This window comes from Syntrophomonas sp. UBA1041 (assembly GCF_002316705.1).
GTDB lineage: Bacteria > Bacillota > Syntrophomonadia > Syntrophomonadales > Syntrophomonadaceae > DTU019.
This window is the reverse complement of the sequence record NZ_DCEA01000071.1, coordinates 82104-104685: the sequence shown is the minus strand read 5'-3', so window position 1 is coordinate 104685 and position 22582 is coordinate 82104. Positions and strand designations below refer to the sequence as shown.

Here is a 22582-nt window from a genome sequence, read left to right as displayed (position 1 = left end):
CAAATTACATTTCGACGATCAGGGCAGTGCCCATGCCGCCGCCGATGCACAGGGTGGCCAAACCTTTCTTGGAGCCGCGTTTCTGCATCTCATAAAGCAGGGTACAAAGGATGCGGGCGCCGGATGATCCGATCGGGTGGCCGATAGCGATAGCGCCGCCGTTGACGTTGACCTTATCCATCTTGTCGGCCCAGCCTAAATCACGGCCTACGGCGATGGACTGCGCGGCAAACGCTTCGTTGGCTTCAATCAAATCAATGTCATCAATAGTCAGGTTGGCTTTGGCCAGGGCTTTTCTAACCGCCGGTACCGGGCCTATTCCCATAACCTTGGGATCTACGCCGCCGGAGGCATAACTGACGATCTTGGCCATAGGCTTGAGTCCCAGTTCAGCGGCTTTTTCAGCGGACATAACCACGATTGCAGCAGCAGCGTCGTTGATGCCGGAGGCGTTGCCGGCGGTTACGCTGCCGTCTTTCTTGAAGGCGGGTTTCAGCTTGGCCAGGCCTTCAGCGGTAGTGTTGGCTTTGATGTATTCGTCATTCTCAAATACAACGTCACCCTTCTTGCCAGGGATGACCACCGGTACGATTTCATCTTTGAACTTGCCGGCTGCCTGAGCGGCTGCAGCTAAGGTCTGGCTGCGCAGAGCGAAGGCGTCCTGATCTTCTCTGGTGATGCCATATTGTTCGTTTACATTTTCAGCGGTGATGCCCATGTGATAGCCATTGAAGATGTCGGTCAGGCCGCCGAATACCATTTCGTCAACCATCTGTCCGGGGCCCATTCTATATCCCCAGCGAGCTTTGGGAAGCAGGTAGGGAGCGGCGCTCATGTTCTCCACACCACCGGCCAGAACGACGTCGACGTCGCCGGCTTTGATCAACTGGGCAGCCAGGCTGACTGCTCTCAAGCCAGATCCGCAAACCTTGTTGATAGTGAAGGCGGTTACTTCTTTGGGGATGCCAGCGCCGATCATGCACTGGCGGGCGATGTTCTGGCCCAGGCCGGCCTGCAGAACGCAGCCGAATACGACTTCGTCGATCTGCTCGCCGGTGATGCCGGCTCTTTTCAGAGCTTCGGTCATGACAATGGCGCCCAGTTTAGCGGGCGGAACGTCTTTTAAGGCTCCACCAAAGGAACCCAGCGGAGTACGGCATGCGCTTACGATTACGACTTCTTTTGACATTAAATATTCACCTCTCCTATAAATTTAAAGTAAAAATAAAAAACCAATCTCACCTTATTATTTACCGGTGAAATTGGCGGCTCTCTTCTCTACGAATGCATTCATACCTTCCTTCTGGTCTGCGGTAGCGAAGCACAGCCCAAATATATCGGCTTCAAATGCGATAGCGCGGTCAATGTCAGTTTGCATACCACTATCAGCTGCTGCCTTGCAATAACGCACAGCAAGCTGACCTTTGGCGATGATGCGCTTGGCAATGTCTTTTACAGTCTGCATTAATTCCTCAGCTGGTACAACCTGATTGACCAGACCGATGCGCAGAGCTTCGTTGGCATCAATCACATCCGCGGTATAGAGCAGCTGTTTGGCCATACCAGGCCCAATCAAGCGTGGCAGGCGCTGAGTTCCGCCGAATCCGGGAGTAATCCCCAGTCCGACTTCGGGTTGTCCAAATTTGGCCCGGAAAGAAGCGATGCGGAAATCGCACGCCATGGCCAGTTCGCAGCCCCCACCCAGGGCGAACCCGTTGACTGCTGCAATGACCGGTTTCTCCAGCAGTTCGATGCTGCGGAATACCTGATTGCCAAGCGCGGAAAACGCTCTGCTCTCGGCGGCATTCAATGGCGCCATATAAGCAATGTCCGCACCGGCCACAAAAGATTTGTCCCCGGCGCCGGTAACAATCAAGACATCGATATCAGCATCTTCGCCGATCTTGGCAATAGCGTCTTTCAGCTCAAGCAGTGTTGCTGCATTCAAAGCATTTAATGCTTTGGGCCTGTTAATGTAGAGTATGGCAAGCCTGTCTTCCTTTTCAAGTAAAATGTTTTCGTACGCCATAAGATACCTCCCCTTCGTCTGACTTACAAGTGGTATCCCACTTGGAACTCCTCCATCCCCCCCTCTATATAAGAGTCTAAAAGTAGTGATACCAAGAGCTTATTCCCACAAACACATTAATAGGATTGTCCCAGTGCTCAAAAGTTATCACCACCTGGTGACAGCTCTGTAAGCTAGTAGAATGGTTTTTCACACTTTAGTTTAATCCTAACCAGGTTGAAAAGCCATCTTTACAGACATCTAGTCGGAAACAGGCATAATACTACTATAAAATTTGCTGTGCTTGGATATGATTAAGACAAACCACATTAATTGACTGGAGTAATTATTGGGGTATTTTATCTCTGTAATACTCATGGAAATTGATCTCTGTATCTTTTGCGGGTACTCGCCACCATTTTGAATATGTAACGATATAATAATTATATTATAAATTATATTATATATGATATAACAGGTATAACAAATTTGGAAGGTAATAACTGGATTATACTGTAAATTCATTTAAGGAGAACAAACATATGTTTCCTTTGCGTGACAGCACCCCCAGCAACCATTTTCCCGTGGTGACAGTAAGTCTTATCATCCTGAATCTCATGATCTTCTACTTGGAAGGTGGTCTTTCCGAGTCACAGCTGAATGCCTTAATCTACCAGTTCGGCCTGGTGCCCGCCTATGTCCAGTTCGATCAAATGAACCCCAACATATATATTCCATTCTTAACCTCAATGTTCCTGCATGGAAGTTGGATGCATGTCATTGGAAATATGTGGATGCTGTGGCTGTTTGGAGATAATGTGGAGGATTGCATGGGGCGCATGAAATTCCTGTTATTTTACCTGGGCACCGGTGTTATTGCCGCCCTGACCCATTATTGGACCGATCCGCAGTCTACTATACCGGTGGTAGGAGCATCCGGTGCGGTGGCTGGCATCATGGGAGCTTACTTTCTAATGTTCAAAAGGGCCCGGGTGTTGACCCTTATCTTCCCCATCTTCTTAATTACCATGCCGGCCTGGTTTTTTCTCGGGTTATGGGCGGTTACTCAACTCTGGAGCGGAGCCACATCATTGCTGCACAACGCTACTTCCAGCGCCCAGATCGCATTTTGGGCTCATGTGGGCGGATTCGCTGCCGGGATGGTCTTATACCGGGTGTTTCTCAAACCACAAGCCCGGCAGCAGTTAGTCAATAGCTAAGCATGAATGCTTTCCAGGACTTCCTGTTTTTTGCTTAACAAGCGGTCGATATGCTCGTTGGCGAAGCGCAGGCCCTCGTCACTGCTCTGCAGAAAGTAAATGGTGTTTTCAATTCGTTCCTGGCTGGCTTTAATTTCGTGCCAGTGGCGTTCTTCTTCAAAGAGGTTCATACAGTCCTGCAGGTCATTGGCCCGACCGGTTTCAAGATACTGCTTGAATGTGGTGAGGGTTTTGGTGTCCTGATAGGACCCGTGTACCGGCGACCGGGATATGACGCTGTTATAGAAGGACAGCATTTGCCTGGTGTTGCTCAATTTGGCCTCGGCCTCGTTGATTTCCTGAATACAGGTTTCCCGGAAGTCGTCTCCGCATTGCATCCATTTTTCCAGGGTGTCTTTGTAGCGATCGCAGGCCTTTTCATACTCGCGGTAGCGCAGCAGATATACCTTCATGTTGTGGTTGTACTGGCTGCATTCCTCCTGATATTTCTTTCTGGAGCGCATCAGCAGGTTTGGAATGGGAATTAAGCTTTCTTTGCTGGTGCTTTCCGGTTTAAAGGGCTTTTCCGGAATATTATCAGGCTCGGGAGGCAGAACGTCTTCCCGGGATATGATGGCCTGGCGCTGTTCGATTAATTTTTGCAGGTAATGTTGATGCCGGTTTAACTTTTCGATTTCCTGCAAACTCAGTAAACACATTTCGATATCCCGGAGCAGATCATCTCTGTTCCTGGTGCTTTTTTTGCTGTTTTTCTTGGGCTTCAGATATAGACTGACCTCGTCAAGCATGACCGGAGTCTCCCTTAAGGTGCAGATAGCTGTAAAATCCTGCACCGTAAGCATCTGACTGCTGTCGGGCTTATCCTTGGTAAAATAAAAGCGCGTATTGGTTGCCGGAAAATAGTAGGGGCCGATGGTATTGAGATATTCATTGCTGGCCAGTGCCTCTACCCCTTCGGCAGCATCCAGATAGCTATCCCACAAATCCAGCCACAGCTTGCAGGGAGTCCGTCCCCGGGGGCCGTTTTTGGCCAGGTCGCTGGTTTGCTGGTAGATATCAAGGGGTATCTTGATGAAGGAGTCGTAATAGTAAAACAGCACATCTTGCGGTGGATATTGTATGATTAAAGACAAATCCATATAATGCACATCATCTTTGTGCAGAAAAGTAAAAAACATAACCATAAACCCCCCTTTAGTTTCTAGTAATTATTTCTATATATTTCCATAAATACCTTCTTTATGGAAATAATATTTATTACAATATTTTACATATTATCGGCTTTATTTGAGGAATGAGGTGGAATTTTATGAATAATGGCAAACCCCGGTTGCCCTGGTTTGTGGAGCAAATGAAAGAGTATGATGCCGAACTCTTTCGCTTATGTGCCGATAGTGTAGAGACGGCCATGGCTCCGGGAGCTCTGGACGCCAAGACAAAGTACCTTATCGTGCTGGCCCTGGATGCCTTGAAAGGCGCCGCCCAGGGGGTAAAAGTAGTAGCGTCCCAGGCCCGCGCCGCCGGCGCCACCGAAGCGGAAATAGTGGAGGCCCTGCGCCTGGCTTATTATGTAAACGGTATGGATGTAGTGAAAAGCTGTCTTAACGCCTTTGACAAAGGGCAGTAGATGATACGTCAGGAGGGTATAATGTTCAAAGCTATTCTATTCGATCTGGATGGCACCCTTTTAAAGATCGATATGAACGAGTTTTTACAGTACTATTTTAGAACCATGGCTGAAATGGCTGCACAATCGGGTTATAAAAAGCACCGCGAGCTAGTGGAGCAGGTGTTCAAATCCACCGGGGTCATGATTGCCAACCGTGATCCCCTTGCCACCAATGAAGACGTGTTTATGAACGATTTCTTCAGCTTCTGGCCGCATCCGCGGGCTGATTTTGAACCCTTTTTTGATCATTTTTACCGCGAGGGTTTCCCGCGGCTGCGCTCTTTGTGCCAACCGGTTGCAGGTGTGCCCGAGCTGATGCAAGCTCTTGCGCAAAAAAAGGTCAAGATAGCTGTTGCCACTAATGCGGTATTCCCTTTAACAGCACTGGAGCAGCGCATCGCCTGGGCTGGCTTGAATCCAGCCGCTTTTCACCTTATCACTTCCTTTGAGGTAATGCATTTTTGTAAACCCCATCTGGAATATTACCAGGAGATTTGCGACAAGCTTCAAGTACAGCCCGAGGATTGTTTAATGGTGGGAAACGATATCGGTGAGGACATGGTTGCTCAAAAGCTGGGTATGAAAACCTATCTGGTGGAAGACCATTTGATTGATCCGGGCGGCACCGGCTTAAAACCCGACTGGAGGGGCATGATGCGCGACTTTCTGCCCTTTGCGGCCCGGTTCTGCCTGGAAGCCGGTTAGTCGATACGACCTCAAGACAGTCAAGCTTAAGGAGGAATACGATATAGCTGCCAAGAATAGAAAAACCAAGGTGTTGACCGAAAAAGACCTGCTGAAAATAGAAATAGCCAAAGAGATCGGCATTTGGGATCAAGTGCAAAATGAAGGTTGGGAATCGCTGAGCAATGCGGTGTGCGGTAAAGTAGGCGGCCTGATGAGTAAACGGCTGAGAAATGGGTCCAAGTCTTGACTGTTTAACCGGGAAAACGCGATTCTGAAGGAAGTGTAATTGATCGCCCCGCACCACCATAATTGAGGTAAAACCATGAAAATAAACGAAATAATGACCAGGGATCCGATTGTATTGAGGCCTGATCAGACCTTGAACGAAGTTCTGCGGATCTTCATTGAAAACAAGATAGACGGCGCCCCGGTAGTTGATGAGCACAACCAGCTGATCGGGCTCTTCACCAAAAGCCACATTTACCGGGCTGCGCTGGTTTCCATCGATAGTGGCCTTACGGTAGATTCCCTGATGACCAGGGAGGTTTTTGCCGGCCACCCGGAGGACGAATTTGAGACGGTGGTCAGCCCGATGGTGCCGCGCTTGCCGGTTATAGACTATCATAATAAAGTGGTTGGCATGTTGACCAGAGGAGACATCGCCAACGCTTTTTTCAACTCCTACCAGAATATTTCCAGTGAGTTGGACGCCATTATTGATTCCACCCATAACGCGATCATATCCATAGATACCTATGGGAACCTCAAGGTTATCAACCATGCCGCCGAAATGATACTGGGTCTTAAGGCTGAGGATGTGACCGGCAGGCCCATTTTAGAAGTGGTTCCCAACAGCGGACTCCTGGATGTGATGAGGAACGGCCGGGCGGAACTACTGCAGAAGATCACCATTGCGGGCCGGGATTTCATCTCCAACCGTTCTACAATCGTCAAAGACGGCAAAACCATCGGTGCGGTAGCGGTATTGCACGATATTTCCGAAATTGAAAAGATATCCAAGGAATTGCAGATTGTGCGAGAGTTGAACGAAGAATTGGATGCCATTATTGAATCGTCTTTTGATGGACTCTATATCACTGACGGCAATGGCATCACCCTGCGCCTGAACAAAGCCTTTCAGATGATAAGCGGAGTCAAGCCTGATGAATTCATCGACAGAAGTGTGGAGGATATCGAAGCCGAAGGGGTAGTGAACCGGTCGGTTACTAAACTGGTTTTGGAACGCCGGGACACATGCACCATCATTCAACAATACAAAACCGGAAGAACTGCTCTGGCCACTGGAAACCCGGTTTTCGATAAAGACGGCAACATCATCCGAGTGGTCTGCAACGTGCGTGATATCACCGAATTAAATATGCTTAAACAGCGGCTTGAGCAAATGCAAGGGTTGTCACAGCATTATGCCAGCGAGCTCAGCAGTCTGCGCATTAAATATGCCAGCCCCCTGCGTTTAGTTGCCAATTCAGTGCCGATGCGTAAGATGCTGGAGATGGCCTTGAGGGTGGCGCAGGTGGATTCCACGATATTGATTACCGGTGAATCAGGCACAGGCAAGGAACTTATTGCAGAGATCATCCATGAAAACAGCCCCTGCCGTAAAGGGCCTTATCTCAAGATAAACTGTGGAGCCATACCTGAACATCTCCTCGAATCCGAGCTTTTCGGCTATGAAGGCGGTGCTTTTACCGGTGCGCGCAAAGAAGGCAAACCCGGTTATTTTGAACTTGCAACCGGCGGCACCCTGTTTCTGGACGAAATTGCCGAGCTTCCCCTAGGCTTGCAGGTAAAGCTTTTGAGGGTGTTGCAGAGTAAGGAGATAACCAGAGTGGGCGGAACCACTCCCTTTAGTGTGGATGTGCGCATTATCGCGGCTACCAACCGCGATCTGATGGAAATGGTTAAAAACAAAACTTTCCGTGGCGATCTCTATTACCGGCTCAATGTGCTCCCCATATATGTTCCCCCTCTAAGGGAGCGCAAAGATGACATTCCCAATCTAGTGGCTTATTTTATGAAGGCATTCAATCAGAAATACCATCTGACTAAAAGGGTATCTCCCGAAGTAGTTGATATTTTTATGGAGCACAGCTGGCCCGGCAACGTACGCGAGCTGGAAAACCTTATTGAGCGGCTGGTGGTCATTACCGCGGGTGATGTCATAACCGGGGACGATCTGCCCGCTCATCTGCTTCCCGAGGGTGTCCCCGATGCTGATAGCCCGGCTTCGCCAGTCTCGGTTTCGGCCATCATTCCTTTCAAGGATGCCGTTGAAAGCGTGGAAAAACAAATTCTCGAGCAGGCCTATGTCAAATACCGGAGCGCTCGTAAGATCGCTCGTGAATTACAGGTGGATGTATCAACAATTGTAAGAAAGGCGGCTAAATACGGTATTTCACCGCCCTCCAACAGCAAATAGCGGCGTTGCATTGGCGCAACAAGTGTTGCGGCAGTGCAGCATTGTCGAATCATCACTATTTTAGACGAACGTCATGGAATTAAATCATCCTTTATCGGGTTGTGTATTTGATTTTCTTGATTATAAAAATCAAGGAGGTCCTGTGCCTGACAACTTCTATAGCCGGTGTTGCATTAGCGCAACACCGGCTATTTTATTACGAACAACAGCAATAATTGGTATGCCATCAACTATAGCAGAGCAGGTGATATTATGCGCAGTAATTTGGACGGCCGCAGTCGATAGGTACGTATTTTGCATGTAACAGCATAATAGAATAAGTCTTTCGGGATAAAGACCGAGGTGAATATAAGTGAAACTCAAAGAAATTATGACTGCGGATCCCATCGTCGTAAGGGCTGACCGTTCCATCTGTGAAGTGATCCGGTTATTCATGGAGAATAAGATAGACGGGGTGCCGGTAGTAGACGAAGATGGCATATTGATTGGCCTGTTCACCAAAGGGCACATCTACAAGGCTATAAAACAGTCCTTAGACCTTCAATCCCCGGTCGTCGAGTTGATGACCCGTGAGGTTTTCACCGGGCAGCCCGACGATGATTTTGAGGATGTGGTCTCGCCGTCCGTACCACGCCTTCCGGTTGTGGATCAGGGCGGCAGGGTGGTGGGGATATTAACCCGGGGTGATATCGCCAACGCCTTCTTTAATTCTTACAAGAATATATCCAGTGAGCTGGATGCTATCATTGATTCCACTCACAATATGATCATATCAGTGGATGAGAATGGTATTATCAAGGTATTTAACCGCTCTGCCGAGCGTTTGCTGGGTTTGGGAGCGGAGGTGATCGGGGAGCACATTTTGGATGTATTGCCTAACAGCCGCCTTATGGAGGTCATGAAAACCGGCCAGGTTGAATTGATGCAGAAGATAACCTTGCGAGGGCGCGAGTTTGTCTCCAACCGCAGTCCGATAATCAAAGATAATAAGATTATTGGCGCGGTAGCGGTCTTGCAGGATCCTTCGGAACTGGAGAAGATCTCCAGGGAATTGCACTATGTTAAGGAACTCAATGAGGAGCTTGACGCCATTATCGAGTCCTCTTTTGACGGCCTTTATATAAGCGATGGGCAAGGCATTACCCTGCGCTTGAACAAAGCCTTCGAGATGATAAGCGGTATCAATGGGCATGAATTTCTCGGCCACAATGTGGATGACATCGAAAAGGAAGGCATTGTATCGGAATCGGTGACCAAATTGGTATTACAGCGGCGTGAACCGGTGACCATCATACAGAATTATAAGACCGGCAAGATTACCCTGGCGACTGGAAACCCGGTATTTGATAAGAATGGTGAGATATTCAGGGTGGTGTGTAATGTACGGGACATCACTGAACTCAATATATTGAATGAGAAGTTGGAACGGGCTCAGGGTTTGACCCAGCATTATGAAAGTGAATTGCGCTCCCTGCGCATGAGATACGCCGCCCCGGAGCGGTTGGTGGTCAATTCGCCTGAGATGCGAAAAATGCTTGATATGGTGGTGCGCATCGCCCAGGTGGAATCAACCATTCTGATAACCGGAGAAACCGGTACCGGCAAGGAACTGATCGCCCAGATCATTCACGAAAACAGCCCTTGTCATCAAGGGCCTTTTATTAAGGTGAACTGCGGCGCTATTCCCGAAACCCTACTGGAATCCGAGCTGTTCGGTTATGAAAATGGCGCCTTTACCGGCGCCAGAAAAGAGGGCAAACCGGGCTTTTTCCAATTGGCCTCGGGAGGAACCCTGTTTCTGGATGAAATAGGCGAGCTGCCCTTGGGACTGCAGGTAAAATTGCTGCGGGTATTGCAGAGCAAGGAGATCACCAGGGTGGGAGGCACAACGCCGATTCAGGTAGATGTGCGCATTGTGGCTGCAACCAACCGCGATTTAATGGAAATGGTACAAAACAAGCAGTTTCGCGGTGATTTATATTACCGCCTTAATGTACTGCCCATTTATGTGCCTCCATTAAGGGAGCGCAAGGATGATATTCCCAACCTGGTGGTGCATTTCGTGCAGATTTTCAATCAGAAATACCAGCTTACCAAACGCATTGCCCCGGAGGTAATCGAAATTTTTATGGAATATGACTGGCCGGGCAACGTAAGGGAACTGGAGAATCTGATCGAACGACTGATCGTTATTACCCCCGGTGACGTTGTGAACTGGCAGGATTTGCCGGTGCACATCACCAATGAGGCCCCGGCAGCCTTGTCTGATAATTCCTCGCAGATCACCGTGTCAGGCATTATTCCGCTCAAGGATGCGGTAGAAAGTGTGGAGAAGCAGATCCTGCAACAGGCCTATGCCAAATATCGTACTACGCGCCAAATGGCTGCAGAGCTTAAAGTGGACGCTTCCACAATCGTGCGCAAAGCGGCTAAATATGGGATCACTTCCGGGCAAATGATTTCCCCACGCTTGTTGCAATCCTGAAACAACTGCTGCGCGAATGCAACAGTTTTATCATAATCACGGCCAGATTACAGGAATATAGGGGCTTGCTGCCGGACAGGACCGCAACCCGAGCCGGGATAACAACCGCAGTAATGCAACACTGACAGTAATATAAATGAATAAAAAGGATTGGTAGATTTAGAGACCCGTTGCATCCATGCAACGGGTCTCTCGACTTTCTCCTTTCGTTTTGCTCTGCGAAAAATTATTGGTAGACCATGTATACCCGCATTGGCCGGGCTTGTGAGGCGGTCTCGCTTTGGCGATGGCATACAAGTTGCATTGATTAGGTTCAGGCAGGTAGTTTTACGACTCTCAGTTACCCAACTTTCCTCTTATGATTTTTTAATCGTATTGCCTGCCGGTGATAAATGTAGCGATAAGGGTTTATCACCGAAGGCAATACCCCCCTTTTTAAAATGACTGACTTATATAGATAAAAAGCCGCAGCCGTCAACAATTAAAAGCCAGTATCGCAAGCCGTTCATATATTGGCCTGACTGTCCGGGGGCCTATGGGCCCCGGCAGTTAGGGGTCAGCACCGGTGAAGACAGGATTCATCTTTTGAAATAGCGGCTGAAGTCAACCCAAAGGAGGGAGGGATGCAAATTTAGAGGTGGGGACGTTTTCCGCGTTTGTTATGAAAGCCAAACAGCTTGGTTAGAGACAGAATAGTCAAATGATGAGTAAAGGAGGCAACCAATTTGTCAGATTTTGTACAGAAATTAGAGATGAAAAGGGCTGATTATCCGAAAAAGGTGCCAATTACCGGCTTTGGGGAAAGAAAACCAGACTTCTCTGGAATGGGACGCAAGCTGGATAATCCATATGCCAAGCTGCGCGAGGTAGTGTGCGTGGCTGCGGCCCGTACTCCATACGGGGTATTTGGCGGCAAATTAAAAGAATATGATGCGCCGCAGTTAGGTGCATTGGCCATCAAAGAAGTCATGCGCCGCGTGGAAGGCAAGGTAAAAGGTGAAGACGTTGATTATGTCTACATGGGTGAGGTTGTTCCCGCCGGGGTGGGGCAGGTGCCCAGCCGTCAGGCTACTATACTGGCAGGGCTGCCGGAGTCAGTTCCTTCTATTACCATAAACAAGGTGTGTTCTTCCGGCATCAAAACCATTGACCTGGGTGTGCAGTTCATTAAATTAGGCCGCGGAGATATTGTCATCGCCGGTGGTATGGAAAGCATGACCAACTGCCCCTATTCTCTCCCTGATGAAAGATTTGGCGGCCGTATGGGGCTTCCCAATGGCAGGCTGGTAGACCTGATGGTGTATGACGGATTGTGGGATGCTTTCTACAACCGCCACATGGCTATTCATGGCTCAGAGGTATCCGATGAATTCGGTATTCCCAGAGAAGACATGGATTGGTGGGCATATCTGTCCCAGACCCGGGCTGTTGATGCTATGGAAGCTGGCCGCCTCGATGATGAGATCTTCCCGGTGGAAATCAAAAGAGGCAAAGAAGTCATGAGCAAAGACGAGGGACCTCGTCCTGGAACCACCATTGAGAACCTGGCCAAGCTGCCTCCGGTGTTCAACCACAAGAGTACGGTTACCGGCGGCCCGGGGAGTGTCACCGCAGGCAATGCACCGGGTGTCAATGACGGCGGTTCGGCAGTGATGCTGATGAGCCGTGAAAAAGCTGACGAACTCGGCTTAAAGCCGTTATTTACCATAATCGACTATGCCGAGGTCTCGCAGTGGACCAAGGATATCGCCACTGTTCCCGGCCTATCCATCAAGAAGGTTCTGGAACAAAACGGCCTCACCCCTGATGATATTACCCTGGTTGAAGCCAATGAGGCTTTTGCCGCCGTGGTTCTGGTAAGCTGCATGGGAATCCTGGGGATGAGTAAGGAAGACATGGTGGCCAAGGTAAATGTCAACGGCTCCGCCATTGCTTACGGTCATCCCATAGGCTCCAGCGGCGCCAGGATTCTTATGACTCTGGGATATGAATTAAAACGACGCGGCGGCGGCTACGGGGTGTGCGGCATTTGCTCCGGCCACGCTCAAGGCGATGCCATGCTGATCAAGGTTGAACCATAAATTTTAGTATCAGGCAATAAACATTGAAATATCAAGGGAGGCGAATTTTGTGGAGATTAAAAAGGTAATGGTTATAGGCGCTGGACAAATGGGCAACGGCATTGCCCAGGTATCAGCTCAGACCGGATGGGATACCGTCCTTTATGATATTAATATGGAACTGGTAGACAAAGGCTTGGCCAACATCGCTAAAAACCTTCAACGCGATGTATCCAAAGGCAAAAGAACCGAGGAAGACATGGCTGCCATAATGGGCAGGCTGAAACCCTCCACCACTCTGGACGATGCGGCCGATGCCGACCTGATTATTGAAGCCATTGTTGAGAATTTTGACATTAAGAAAAAGGTTTTCGAACAGCTGGATGCCATTGCGCCGGCCCACGCTATTCTGGCCACCAATACTTCCTCGCTGCCCATCACCCAAATCGCTGCCACCACTAAGCGGCCCGCCCAGGTCATCGGCATGCACTTTATGAATCCGGTTCCGGTCATGAAGCTGGTTGAGATCATCAGAGGCCTGGCCACCAGTGACGAAGTGTATCAGATCATCGAGGAAGCCTCGATCAAGATGGGCAAAGTGCCGGTATGGTGCAAAGACGTGCCCGGATTCGTATCCAACCGCGTCTTGCAGGTGATGATCAATGAAGCCCTGTGGGAGCTTTATGAAGGTGTAGCCCCGGCTGAAAACATCGACAATATCATGAAGCTGGGCATGAACCATCCTATGGGACCGTGCGCCCTGGCTGACCTCATCGGCCTGGATACCATCCTGTCAATTCTGAATGTAATGTACACCGGTTATGGTGATCCCAAATACCGGCCCTCCCCGCTGCTCAAGCAGTATGTTCAAGCTGGCTGGCTGGGTCGTAAAACCGGCAAAGGCATTTTCGATTACAGTAAATAGTCTTAACCCGGTAAAGAACTGATTAAATCTATTAAGCGAGGGGGGTAAAACGATGGAGTTTGCCAATGTGATACTTGAAAAACAAGATAAAATCGGAGTGCTCACCATCAATCGCCCCAAGGCCCTGAACGCCCTTAACAAGGATACCTTATTGGATATTAAGGCTGCAGTGGCATTGGTTCAGGAAGACCCTGAGATTGATGTCCTGGTCATTACCGGATCCGGCGATAAATCCTTTGTGGCCGGTGCGGATATCACTTACATGCTGGAGATGACGGCACTGGAAGGCCGCGAGTTCGGTATCCTGGGCAGCAGCATTTTTCGGCAGATTGAGACCATGTCTAAACCGGTGATAGCGGCTATAAACGGATTCTGTCTGGGTGGAGGATGCGAACTGGCTATGTCCTGCGACTTCCGCATCAGCTCGGATAAAGGCAAGTTCGGGCAGCCGGAGGTGGGCCTGGGGGTTACCCCCGGGTTCGGAGGCACACAGCGCTTGCCGCGCATCGTAGGCACCGGTATGGCGGCGGAATTGCTGTATAGCGGTGATGTAATCGATGCTGCCGAAGCCTTGCGCATCGGTCTGGTCAACCATGTGGTGCCTGCTGGTGAACTGATGGACTTTGTGATGGGTCTGGCCAAAAAGATCGCCAGCCGCGGACAGATCTCGGTGCGTTTGTGCAAAAAAGCTATGTATGAGGGCGTGCAGGTGGACATCGACCGCGGGCTTACCATTGAGGCTGATATCTTTGGCGTATGCTTCGCCACCGAAGAACAAAAAGAAGGCATGAAGGCTTTCGTGGAAAAACGCAAAGCCGTCTTCACGGGGAAATAAATGAGGAGGAGATGAACAATACATGGAGTTTTCACTGAGTGATGAATCATTAATGATGCGAGATATGTTTCGCAAATTCGCCAAAAATGAAGTTGAACCCTTGGCGGCGGAAATAGATAGGACTCATGAATTCCCGATGGTGACTTTCAAAAAAATGGCCGATCTGGGTCTGTGCGGTCTGCCTATTCCTGAAGAATGGGGCGGCGCCGGTGCAACCTATCTGGATTACGCTATTTTTGTAGAGGAATTGGCTAAAGTTTGCGCCTCCACTGCGGTCATCATGAGTGTGCATACCGGATTGGGATGTATGAGCACCTGGTTATATGGCACCGAAAGACTTAAGCAGAAATACCTGCGGGCTCTGGCTACTGGCGAAATCGTAGGGGCTTATGCCCTGACCGAACCCAATGCCGGGTCCGACGCGGCTTCCATCCGCTGCAAAGCCGAAGACAAAGGAGATCATTTTCTGGTCAACGGCAGCAAGATATTCATCACCAACGGCGGAGTGGCCACCACTTATTGCACTTTCGTAAAAACCGATCCCACTCAGGGACCGGGCCGAGGCATAACCTGTCTGGCTATTGAGAAAGACACTCCGGGTTTCACTATGAGCAAACCGGTAGCCAAGATGGGCATGAACGGTTCACCGACGGTGGAACTGTATTTCGAAGATGTTAAAGTTCCGAAAGAAAATATGCTGGGTGAGCAGAACAACGGGTTCCAGGTAGCCATGGGACTTCTGAACGGGGGACGCGTTACCATAGCGGCCCAGGGACTTGGCATAGGCGAGGGCGCTCTGGAATATACCGTTAACTATATCAAGGAGAGACAGCAGTTCGGCAAACCGCTGGCCGCCAATCAGGGCGTGCAGTTCATGGTAGCCGATATGGCCACGGCTCTGGATGCAGCTCAGCTTCTTGTCTATAGGGCCGCCTGGCTGAAAGACAACGGCCTCCCCCATGGAACAGAAGCCTCCATGGCCAAAAAATTCGCCACCGACACCAGCATGGAGGTCTGCACCAACTGTGTACAGCTGATGGGCGGATATGGTTACTGCAGCGAATTCCCCATCGAACGTATGATGAGAGACGTCAAGATCACCCAGATCTATGAAGGCTCCAACCAGATCCAGCGCATGATCATTGGCCGTGGAGTGATTGGAAAGTGGTAGGATACAGATTTCCCGCCCCGCGCTTGCGGGGCGGGAAAACCCCATAAGGCTGCCAACGGCGTGTTGATACTTAGAGATTTACGACCAGTAGAGGAGAGATTTGACGACAAGGAGGAGGTACTTTAATGGGTAAACCACAAAAAGTCACATTGAAAGAAGCGGTTGCTTTAATCAACGACGGGGATTTCCTAACCTTCAGTGGTTTCACCATCTGGCGGCGGCCAATGGCCTTCGTCTATGAGATGGTTCGCCAGGGTAAGAAAGACCTGCATTTGTTTGAAGTAAACGGCGGCACTCACACCGAGGTTCTGGCCGGCGCCGGGTGTATTAAGATGTGGGAATCTTGCTGGGTTGGTCATGAGCTGTATGGGAAATTGGGTGAAGCGGTTGCCCGGGGCCAGATTGAAGGATCAATTATAGTGGAGGATTACAGCCATGCCCAGTGCGTGGCACGTTTGCTGGCCGGCGCCTATGGCCTGCCCTTTTTCCCCACTGCCCTTTCCATGGGCACGGACATCTTGAATCCCAAGTTTGATAATTTGAAGAAAGCCGGGCTGCGTGACGGGTCTAATCCCAAGATTCCAATGATAAAATACGACATCATTCAAGACAAAATGTACAATAAGGGTGACATCTTGTTGATGCCTGCGGCCAATCCCGATTGGGCCATAATATATGCCTCTCAAGTCGGCGATGAAGGTACAGTGCGGATGTTTGCCCAGCGCTATGTTGACATGGAAGCCATTAAAGCAGCTGACAAGGTTATTGTCATCGCTGAGGAAATCGTTCCGGACTCCTATCTCCGCCAGGAACCGGAAAAGAATATGGCCACGGGATACGCGATTGATTATGTGGTTGAACTGCCTTGGTCGGCCCACCCCACTGGATCACAGTTCTACTACGATGTAGACGCTGATTTCATCAAGGCCTTTTACACTGCCTCCAAGAGCAAGGAGACCTTTGACCAATGGGCTGCGGAATGGATATTTGGAGTCGCTTCTCATGAGGAATACATTGAGAAATTGGGCGTTAACCGCTTGACGAAGCTGAAAGCCAACTCAGTCTTAGGTTACTCAACAGCGGTGAAAAGGGGGACGAGATAAATGGCGAAAAACTATGCTACCAATTACAAACCGGTTGATCTATTAGCAGTTGCGGCTGCCAGAGAGGTAAATGATGGCGACGTAGTTTTCGCCGGCACCGGCCTGCCCATGCTGGCTATCCTGCTTGCTCAGGTGACTGATAAACCCAACGCGGTATGTATTTATGAAGCAGGCAGCGTAGATGGCAGGGCTTTGGATTTACCCGCTTCTGTGGGTGACTCCCGCTGCGCCTGGCAGGCATCCATTGCAGCCGGCTTGACTGAAGCTTTTTATGGCCAGCTTCATTGCGGTTATGTGGATCTTGGCTTCTTAGGCGGGGCTGAAATCGACCAGTATGGCAATGTCAACACTACCGTGGTGGGTGATTATTCGGCTCCTTCGAAGCGTTTCACTGGCAGCGGCGGCAACCCCGATATTAATTCCTTTGCCAAGAGAACCGTATTCATCATGGTTCAGGAAAAACGCAGGTTTAAAGAACACGTTGATTACATCACTTCGCCGGGTTGGCGGCTCCCTAAGTGGCCTTCTGGAGAATTCGTACACCGCAGAGAAGTGTTCGGCAAATTTGCCGAAGGCGGCCCCACTGCTGTCATAACCAACATGGGCGTGTTCCGCTTCGATGAGAACGGAGTTATTTACCTGGATACGGTTCATCCTGGATTTACCGCCGAGCAAGTCAAAGACAACTGCAGTTTTGACCTCAATATTTCGAGATGCAAAGGTGAAACTGAAAAACCGACCGAGGAAGAAATTTATCTGCTCTACAACAGGGTGGACCCAGAGGGTATCTTCCTTCCCTAACCCTTCAAAATAATTATTGCGCAGGGGCTATTTCGAGAGGAATAGCCCCTTTGCCTGTTGAGCCGGGGGACAAAAGGGGGCGTTCCTTTTTTGTCCCCCGACACGTAAACCCCATGGTTACCCTACATGTAGAATCAACCTTGGGTTATAATGAAAAAGGTTTAAGTCGATTAAAGGAGTTAAAATTAACCATGTCTGCTATCGAAAAAGTCAAAGAATATCTCTACAGCAAAGATCCATCAATAAAGGTGATTGAGTTTGATCAGGATACCAGCACTTCTTTTCTGGCAGCCCAGGCTCTTGGAACCGAAGTGGCGCAGATCGCCAAATCCATTCTGCTTAAAGATAAGAAAGGCGAGTACCTGCTGGTGGTCTCCACCGGCGATGCCCGGATCGACAACAAAAAAGTGAAGCAGATAAGCTCCTCACGGCTGCGAATGGCAGCCCCTGATGAGGTTCTGGAGGTCACTGGTTTTCCAGTCGGAGGAGTGTGCCCTTTTGCTATGAAATCTGATTTGCCTATCTATTTGGATGACAGTCTGAAGCGTTTCCCGGTAGTCTACGCTGCGGCCGGTACGCCCAATACCGCAGTGCCGGTGAGCTGTGAGCAATTGACCGCCATCACCGGGGGAACCTGGTGTGACGTTACCATGGTGCTATAAGCATGACGGAGAAAGTTGCAATGCCTAATTTTGTCCACTTGCATAATCATACCGAATACAGCCTGTTAGATGGAGCTTGCCGCATTAAAGACCTGGTGGCCCAGGCCAAAGAATTGGATATGCCGGCACTGGCCATCACCGATCACGGAGTGTTGTACGGGGCGGTGGATTTCTATCGTGAGGCTAAAAAACAAGGAATTAAACCGATTATCGGCTGCGAGGTTTATGTGGCTCCCCGCAGCCGGCTTGACAGAGAGGCCCGCCTGGACGCCAATCAATACCATTTGGTTTTATTGTGCCGGGATGAAACTGGTTACCGCAACCTGGTGCAGATGGTCACCAGGGCCTATCTGGAAGGCTTTTATTATAAGCCGCGGGTTGACCATGAACTATTACAGCAATACAGTGAAGGCTTAATAGCCTTATCGGCCTGTGTGGGCGGGGAGATTCCCCAGCTAATTCTGGCGGGAAGGCATACTGAGGCTGCAGAGCTGGCTTTAAAATATCAGTCCTGGTTTGGCAGGAACTGCTTTTACCTGGAGATTCAAAACCATGGCATGCCTGAGGAACAAATAGTCAATAAAACCCTGGCAGATATCAGCCGGCAGACCGGAATCCCGCTGGTAGCCACCAATGATGTGCATTATATCAGGAAGAAAGATGCCCGGGTACATGATGTCTTATTATGTATACAAACAGGAACGGCAGTGACCAATGAACAGCGCCTGCGTTTCCCGGGAAGTGAGTTTTATCTTAAATCCGGGCAGGAAATGACGGAATTATTTGCAGCCCAGCCAGATGCCATCGCCAATACCATGGCCATCGCCGACTGCTGCAATTTCGACTTTCAATTCGGGACCTTTCATCTACCTTATTATAATATTCCAGATGGATCGACCCCGGAGGATTACCTGGCGGCATTAAGCCGGGAGCGCTTTCAGCAAAAGTATCCTTCGCCAGCTCCGGAGACTGTGGAGCGTTTGGAATATGAGATCCGGGTTATCAATGAAATGGGTTTTGCCGCCTATTTTTTAATCGTGCAGGATCTGGTCAATTGGGCTAAAAACAATGGGGTGCCTGTAGGACCGGGCCGCGGTTCCGCAGCAGGCAGCCTGGTGTCCTATGTTCTGGGAATCACCACCGTCGATCCGCTGGCCTATGGCCTCTTGTTCGAACGTTTTCTTAATCCGGAGAGGGTGAGCATGCCCGATATAGATATTGACTTCTGTTTCGAGAAACGGGATCGGGTGATTGGCTATATTGTAGAAAAATACGGCGCCGACAAGGTGGCGCAGATCATCACTTTCGGCACTATGGCCGCGCGCGCGGCTATCCGTGACGTAGGGCGGGCGCTAGATATCCCTTATGGGGAAGTGGATCGGATCGCCAAAATGATCCCTGCCGAACTGGGAGTCACCATCGATAAAGCCCTGCAGGTGTCGGCAGATCTGGTCAAGGCTTTTCAAAGTGATTACAATACCCAGCAGATCATAGACACAGCCAGAGCCCTGGAAGGAATGCCCCGGCATGCTTCCATACATGCCGCCGGGGTGGTTATCGGCAAGGAAAGCTTAAGCGCCCTCCTGCCTCTGCAAAAGACCCCGGAAGGTCATACCGTGACTCAATTTACCAAGGAAACAGTAGAAGATATCGGGCTCTTAAAAATGGACATTTTGGGACTGCGCACCTTGACGGTAATTGACCGTGCGGTGGAGATCATCAAGCATACCAAAAAGGTCGAACTGGATATGGACCGACTGCCTTTGGATGATCCCCAGGTATATAGGCTATTATCCAGGGGGGACACCATAGGGGTGTTCCAGCTTGAAAGCGATGGCCTCAGGCGCATTCTGAAAGATTTAGCCCCCAGCCGTTTCCAGGATTTAATCGCCGTTATCGCCTTGTACCGGCCGGGTCCCTTAGGGAGCGGAATGGTCGAGGACTTTATAAATTGTAAGCATCGCCGTCAGGAGATCCAATATTTAGACCCGCGTTTGGAGGATATCCTGAAAGAAACCTATGGGGTGATACTTTATCAGGAACAGGTGATGCAGATCGCCAGTGTCCTGGCCAATTTCTCCATGGGGGAAGCCGACGTATTACGCCGGGCTATGGGCAAGAAGAAGCCCGAGGAGCTGAAAGCCCAGCGGGACAAATTCGTCTGTGGCGCGCGAATCAATGAAATCGAACCGCAGGTGGCCCAACACCTGTTCGATCTTATGGAAAGCTTTGCCGGCTACGGTTTCAATAAAAGCCATTCTGCGGCTTATGCCATGATTTCATACCAGACCGCCTATTTAAAAACTCATTTCCCCATAGAGTATATGTGTGCTTTTTTAACCAGCATAATCGACAGCCAGGATAAAGTGGTTTACTATTTGCGCGAATGCCAGCGAATGGGAATAAAGATCCTGCCTCCGGACATCAACCAGAGCTTTGAAAACTTCACCGTGACTGCGGGAGGTATTCGCTTCGGATTGGGAGCCATCAAAAACGTAGGTATTAACGCGGTCAAAAATGTGGTCAGGGTTCGCAAGCAGCAGCCTTTTTCATCGCTGTTTGACTTCTGCAAGCGTATCGACCTGACTCAGATCAATAAGCGCATGCTGGAGAACCTCATTGTTGCGGGATGCTTTGACAGCGTTGGGATTAGCCGCAAAGAGGCCCTGTCAATTATGGATGAGTGCATGGAAATAGCGGCTCAGCTCAAACTGGATCATGCCAGCCGGCAGATGTCTTTGTTCGCGCCCAGTGAGACCATGGTCGATGAACCATCTCCGGTCGTAAAAGGCGAGATGTCGGTTAAAGAACGCCTGACCCGGGAAAAAGAGGTCTTGGGTTTCTACGTCTCAGCTAATCCCCTGGATGAGTACAGCGAACTATTGCCTTTGCTGATAAGTCATCAGGTCGCTGACCTGCCCGGCCTGAAAGATGATTCCTATGTGCGTTTGGCCGGCATGGTCTTGCATCTTGCCCGCCGCACCAGCCGCAAAGGGGATCTCTATGCCCAGTTTTTTTTGGAGGATTTGAGCGGACGCATAGAAGTCCTGGCATTTCCTTCGGCATTAAGGCAGAATATGGATGTCCTCCAGGCTGATGCCGGACTCGTAATTGAGGGATATTATGACCATCGGGAAGAAACCCCCAAAATAGTTATGCGCAAGGCATTTAAGCTGGAGTCCGGTATTAGCGAGATGCATATCGGGTTAAACGGCGATCAGATTGCTGCAAGCAAAAAGCAGTTATTGGCCAGACTCAAACAGCATCCGGGTGGAATCCCGGTGGTTTTGGATATGCCGGGGAAAAGAGTGGTGCTCAATGATGAATTCCGGGTTGAAGCCAACCTGGGTTTTAAACAATCACTGTTGGAGATCGCCGGAGTGCGGCATTCCTGGTATGTATAGCCACCGCTTGATAATCCGGTCACAGTAGGAGGGACAGTGCATGAATGATGGCTACATCGGACAAGACTATATTATCATTAAGGCTCTGGAAAATGGCGTTACCATTATCGGATTGACCCGAGGGCGGGAGACCAAATTTCATCACACCGAAAAACTCGATAAAGGCGAAGTTATGATTTTCCAGTTCACAGAGCACACGTCAGCAGTCAAAGTGCGTGGAAAGGCAGAGGTTTCCCACCGCTACGGGACGACCAACAGCGAGGGGGGCGCTGCCGGTAAAAGTAATCCCAAAGCTTGATCCCGGCCTCTTGTTACTAAACTTGACTGCTGTACTATCACCATCCGTATTAGCAGCAAGGAGGGCTCTTCTTGAAACGCATAGCTGTATTAACCAGTGGCGGGGATGCTCCGGGCATGAATGCCGCTATAAGAGCAGTAGTCAGAACAGCTATCTATGAGGGCATGGATGTCTACGGCGTATATCGGGGATTTGAAGGGTTGATGTCAGGTCAATTTGGAAAGATGTCTCCCGGCTCAGTGGCTGATATTATTCATCGCGGCGGCACCATTCTGCATACCTCGCGCTCCAAGGATTTTATGCTCAATGAAGGGCGGGACCGGGCCCGGGAACATCTGAACCGTCTGGGAATTGACAGTTTGGTCATTATCGGCGGAAATGGCAGTCTGCGCGGGGGCTATGAGCTGTCCGGCGAAAGCGAAGGACTGCAGGTGATAGGCATACCCGCAACCATTGATAATGATGTGGTCTACACCCGTTCCATCGGGTATGATACGGCTGTAAATACCGTTTTAAGCGCCATCAATAATATTCGTGACACCGCTACCAGTCACGGCCGGGTCTTCATCATCGAGGTTATGGGAAGGCGCTGCGGGGAAATCGCCCTGGCCTCAGGGGTGGGAGGTGGCGCCGAGTCCATCCTTATTCCTGAAATAGAACCGGATATCGGGCAGGTCATAGAAAAAATCAAAAGCGGAACCGACCGCGGCAAATTGCACAGCATTATTATTGTGGCTGAGGGGGTTTATCCGATTATGAAGTTGAGAGAGGAGATTTTGGCCGCGACTGGTCGAGACACCCGGATCAGCATTTT

19 protein-coding genes are annotated in these 22582 nt (G+C 49.9%); 16 read left to right on the top strand and 3 right to left on the bottom strand.

Annotated elements, in window-relative coordinates; all coding sequences use genetic code 11:
- Window positions 1–4 precede the first annotated feature (4 nt).
- Both B2633_RS11230 and B2633_RS11225 read right to left on the bottom strand, forming a co-directional pair.
- Window positions 5–1189: an acetyl-CoA C-acetyltransferase gene (locus tag B2633_RS11230; protein ID WP_483170753.1), complete on the bottom strand. Its 1185-nt coding sequence runs from the start codon at window positions 1187–1189 to the stop codon at window positions 5–7.
- 57 nt (window positions 1190–1246) lie between these two features.
- A complete protein-coding gene (locus B2633_RS11225; protein ID WP_481041227.1) occupies window positions 1247–2029 on the bottom strand; it encodes a short-chain-enoyl-CoA hydratase in 783 nt (260 codons plus the stop codon).
- Between the two features lie 521 nt (window positions 2030–2550).
- On the opposite strand from B2633_RS11225, the gene B2633_RS11220 reads away from it, so the two are divergent.
- On the top strand, window positions 2551–3228 hold the full coding sequence (locus B2633_RS11220) for a rhomboid family intramembrane serine protease (protein WP_483170752.1): 678 nt from the start codon (window positions 2551–2553) through the stop codon (window positions 3226–3228).
- Here B2633_RS11220 and B2633_RS11215 read toward each other — a convergent pair.
- Entirely contained in the window at window positions 3225–4406 is a 1182-nt protein-coding gene (locus B2633_RS11215; protein WP_483170750.1) for a hypothetical protein, read from the bottom strand. The genes B2633_RS11220 and B2633_RS11215 overlap by 4 nt on opposite strands.
- A 131-nt stretch (window positions 4407–4537) precedes the next feature.
- Here B2633_RS11215 and B2633_RS11210 point away from each other — a divergent pair, with 131 nt between their 5' ends.
- The 15 genes from B2633_RS11210 to B2633_RS11140 form a co-directional block, all read left to right on the top strand.
- Window positions 4538–4855 carry a carboxymuconolactone decarboxylase family protein gene (locus B2633_RS11210; protein WP_483170749.1) on the top strand — a complete coding sequence of 106 codons (318 nt, stop codon included), beginning with the start codon at window positions 4538–4540 and terminating at the stop codon, window positions 4853–4855.
- A 21-nt stretch (window positions 4856–4876) separates the two neighbouring features.
- Complete coding sequence (locus tag B2633_RS11205; protein ID WP_483170748.1) at window positions 4877–5602, top strand: HAD family hydrolase; 726 nt, start codon at window positions 4877–4879, stop codon at window positions 5600–5602.
- Window positions 5571–5831, top strand: a complete 261-nt coding sequence (locus B2633_RS11200) for an alpha/beta-type small acid-soluble spore protein (protein ID WP_483170747.1) — start codon at window positions 5571–5573, stop codon at window positions 5829–5831. Before B2633_RS11205 ends, B2633_RS11200 begins: the two co-directional genes overlap by 32 nt.
- Before the next feature lie 75 nt (window positions 5832–5906).
- The gene (locus B2633_RS11195; RefSeq protein ID WP_483170745.1) at window positions 5907–8024 is read left to right on the top strand and encodes a sigma 54-interacting transcriptional regulator; all 2118 of its coding nucleotides are present in this window, start codon (window positions 5907–5909) and stop codon (window positions 8022–8024) included.
- A 352-nt stretch (window positions 8025–8376) separates the two neighbouring features.
- A complete protein-coding gene (locus B2633_RS11190; protein ID WP_483170743.1) occupies window positions 8377–10509 on the top strand; it encodes a sigma 54-interacting transcriptional regulator in 2133 nt (710 codons plus the stop codon).
- Between the two features lie 725 nt (window positions 10510–11234).
- Entirely contained in the window at window positions 11235–12590 is a 1356-nt protein-coding gene (locus B2633_RS11185) for an acetyl-CoA C-acyltransferase (RefSeq protein ID WP_483170742.1), read from the top strand.
- Window positions 12591–12639: 49 nt separating this feature from the next.
- Complete coding sequence (locus B2633_RS11180) at window positions 12640–13494, top strand: 3-hydroxybutyryl-CoA dehydrogenase (RefSeq protein ID WP_481041209.1); 855 nt, start codon at window positions 12640–12642, stop codon at window positions 13492–13494.
- 52 nt (window positions 13495–13546) lie between these two features.
- Window positions 13547–14329, top strand: a complete 783-nt coding sequence (locus B2633_RS11175) for a short-chain-enoyl-CoA hydratase (RefSeq protein WP_481041207.1) — start codon at window positions 13547–13549, stop codon at window positions 14327–14329.
- 22 nt (window positions 14330–14351) lie between these two features.
- Window positions 14352–15500, top strand: coding sequence for an acyl-CoA dehydrogenase (locus tag B2633_RS11170; RefSeq protein ID WP_481041205.1), 1149 nt, complete (start codon window positions 14352–14354; stop codon window positions 15498–15500).
- A 125-nt stretch (window positions 15501–15625) separates the two neighbouring features.
- Window positions 15626–16603 carry a CoA transferase subunit A gene (locus B2633_RS11165; RefSeq protein WP_483170739.1) on the top strand — a complete coding sequence of 326 codons (978 nt, stop codon included), beginning with the start codon at window positions 15626–15628 and terminating at the stop codon, window positions 16601–16603.
- Window positions 16604–17404, top strand: coding sequence for a CoA-transferase subunit beta (locus B2633_RS11160; protein ID WP_483170738.1), 801 nt, complete (start codon window positions 16604–16606; stop codon window positions 17402–17404). It begins immediately after the preceding gene.
- Window positions 17405–17595: 191 nt separating this feature from the next.
- Window positions 17596–18066 carry a YbaK/EbsC family protein gene (locus tag B2633_RS11155; RefSeq protein ID WP_483170736.1) on the top strand — a complete coding sequence of 157 codons (471 nt, stop codon included), beginning with the start codon at window positions 17596–17598 and terminating at the stop codon, window positions 18064–18066.
- 20 nt (window positions 18067–18086) lie between these two features.
- Window positions 18087–21470 (top strand): DNA polymerase III subunit alpha, encoded by a 3384-nt coding sequence (locus tag B2633_RS11150; protein WP_483170735.1) that lies wholly within the window; start codon window positions 18087–18089, stop codon window positions 21468–21470.
- 40 nt (window positions 21471–21510) lie between these two features.
- Window positions 21511–21768: a trp RNA-binding attenuation protein MtrB gene (gene mtrB / locus B2633_RS11145; protein WP_481041195.1), complete on the top strand. Its 258-nt coding sequence runs from the start codon at window positions 21511–21513 to the stop codon at window positions 21766–21768.
- Window positions 21769–21839: 71 nt separating this feature from the next.
- Window positions 21840–22582 (top strand): ATP-dependent 6-phosphofructokinase (locus B2633_RS11140; RefSeq protein WP_483170734.1); only part of this gene is annotated, 743 nt, incomplete at its 3' end.

What these genes read in the sequence shown, in the direction of transcription:
- B2633_RS11225 (WP_481041227.1), bottom strand. Translation starts at nt 2,029, where the DNA reads ATGGCGTACGAAAACATTTTACTTGAAAAGGAAGACAGGCTTGCCATA.
- B2633_RS11150 (WP_483170735.1), top strand. Translation starts at nt 18,087, where the DNA reads ATGCCTAATTTTGTCCACTTGCATAATCATACCGAATACAGCCTGTTA.
- B2633_RS11170 (WP_481041205.1), top strand. Translation starts at nt 14,352, where the DNA reads ATGGAGTTTTCACTGAGTGATGAATCATTAATGATGCGAGATATGTTT.
- B2633_RS11175 (WP_481041207.1), top strand. Translation starts at nt 13,547, where the DNA reads ATGGAGTTTGCCAATGTGATACTTGAAAAACAAGATAAAATCGGAGTG.
- B2633_RS11220 (WP_483170752.1), top strand. Translation starts at nt 2,551, where the DNA reads ATGTTTCCTTTGCGTGACAGCACCCCCAGCAACCATTTTCCCGTGGTG.
- B2633_RS11195 (WP_483170745.1), top strand. Translation starts at nt 5,907, where the DNA reads ATGAAAATAAACGAAATAATGACCAGGGATCCGATTGTATTGAGGCCT.
- B2633_RS11210 (WP_483170749.1), top strand. Translation starts at nt 4,538, where the DNA reads ATGAATAATGGCAAACCCCGGTTGCCCTGGTTTGTGGAGCAAATGAAA.
- B2633_RS11205 (WP_483170748.1), top strand. Translation starts at nt 4,877, where the DNA reads ATGTTCAAAGCTATTCTATTCGATCTGGATGGCACCCTTTTAAAGATC.
- B2633_RS11230 (WP_483170753.1), bottom strand. Translation starts at nt 1,189, where the DNA reads ATGTCAAAAGAAGTCGTAATCGTAAGCGCATGCCGTACTCCGCTGGGT.
- B2633_RS11165 (WP_483170739.1), top strand. Translation starts at nt 15,626, where the DNA reads ATGGGTAAACCACAAAAAGTCACATTGAAAGAAGCGGTTGCTTTAATC.
- B2633_RS11215 (WP_483170750.1), bottom strand. Translation starts at nt 4,406, where the DNA reads ATGTTTTTTACTTTTCTGCACAAAGATGATGTGCATTATATGGATTTG.
- B2633_RS11160 (WP_483170738.1), top strand. Translation starts at nt 16,604, where the DNA reads ATGGCGAAAAACTATGCTACCAATTACAAACCGGTTGATCTATTAGCA.
- B2633_RS11155 (WP_483170736.1), top strand. Translation starts at nt 17,596, where the DNA reads ATGTCTGCTATCGAAAAAGTCAAAGAATATCTCTACAGCAAAGATCCA.
- mtrB (WP_481041195.1), top strand. Translation starts at nt 21,511, where the DNA reads ATGAATGATGGCTACATCGGACAAGACTATATTATCATTAAGGCTCTG.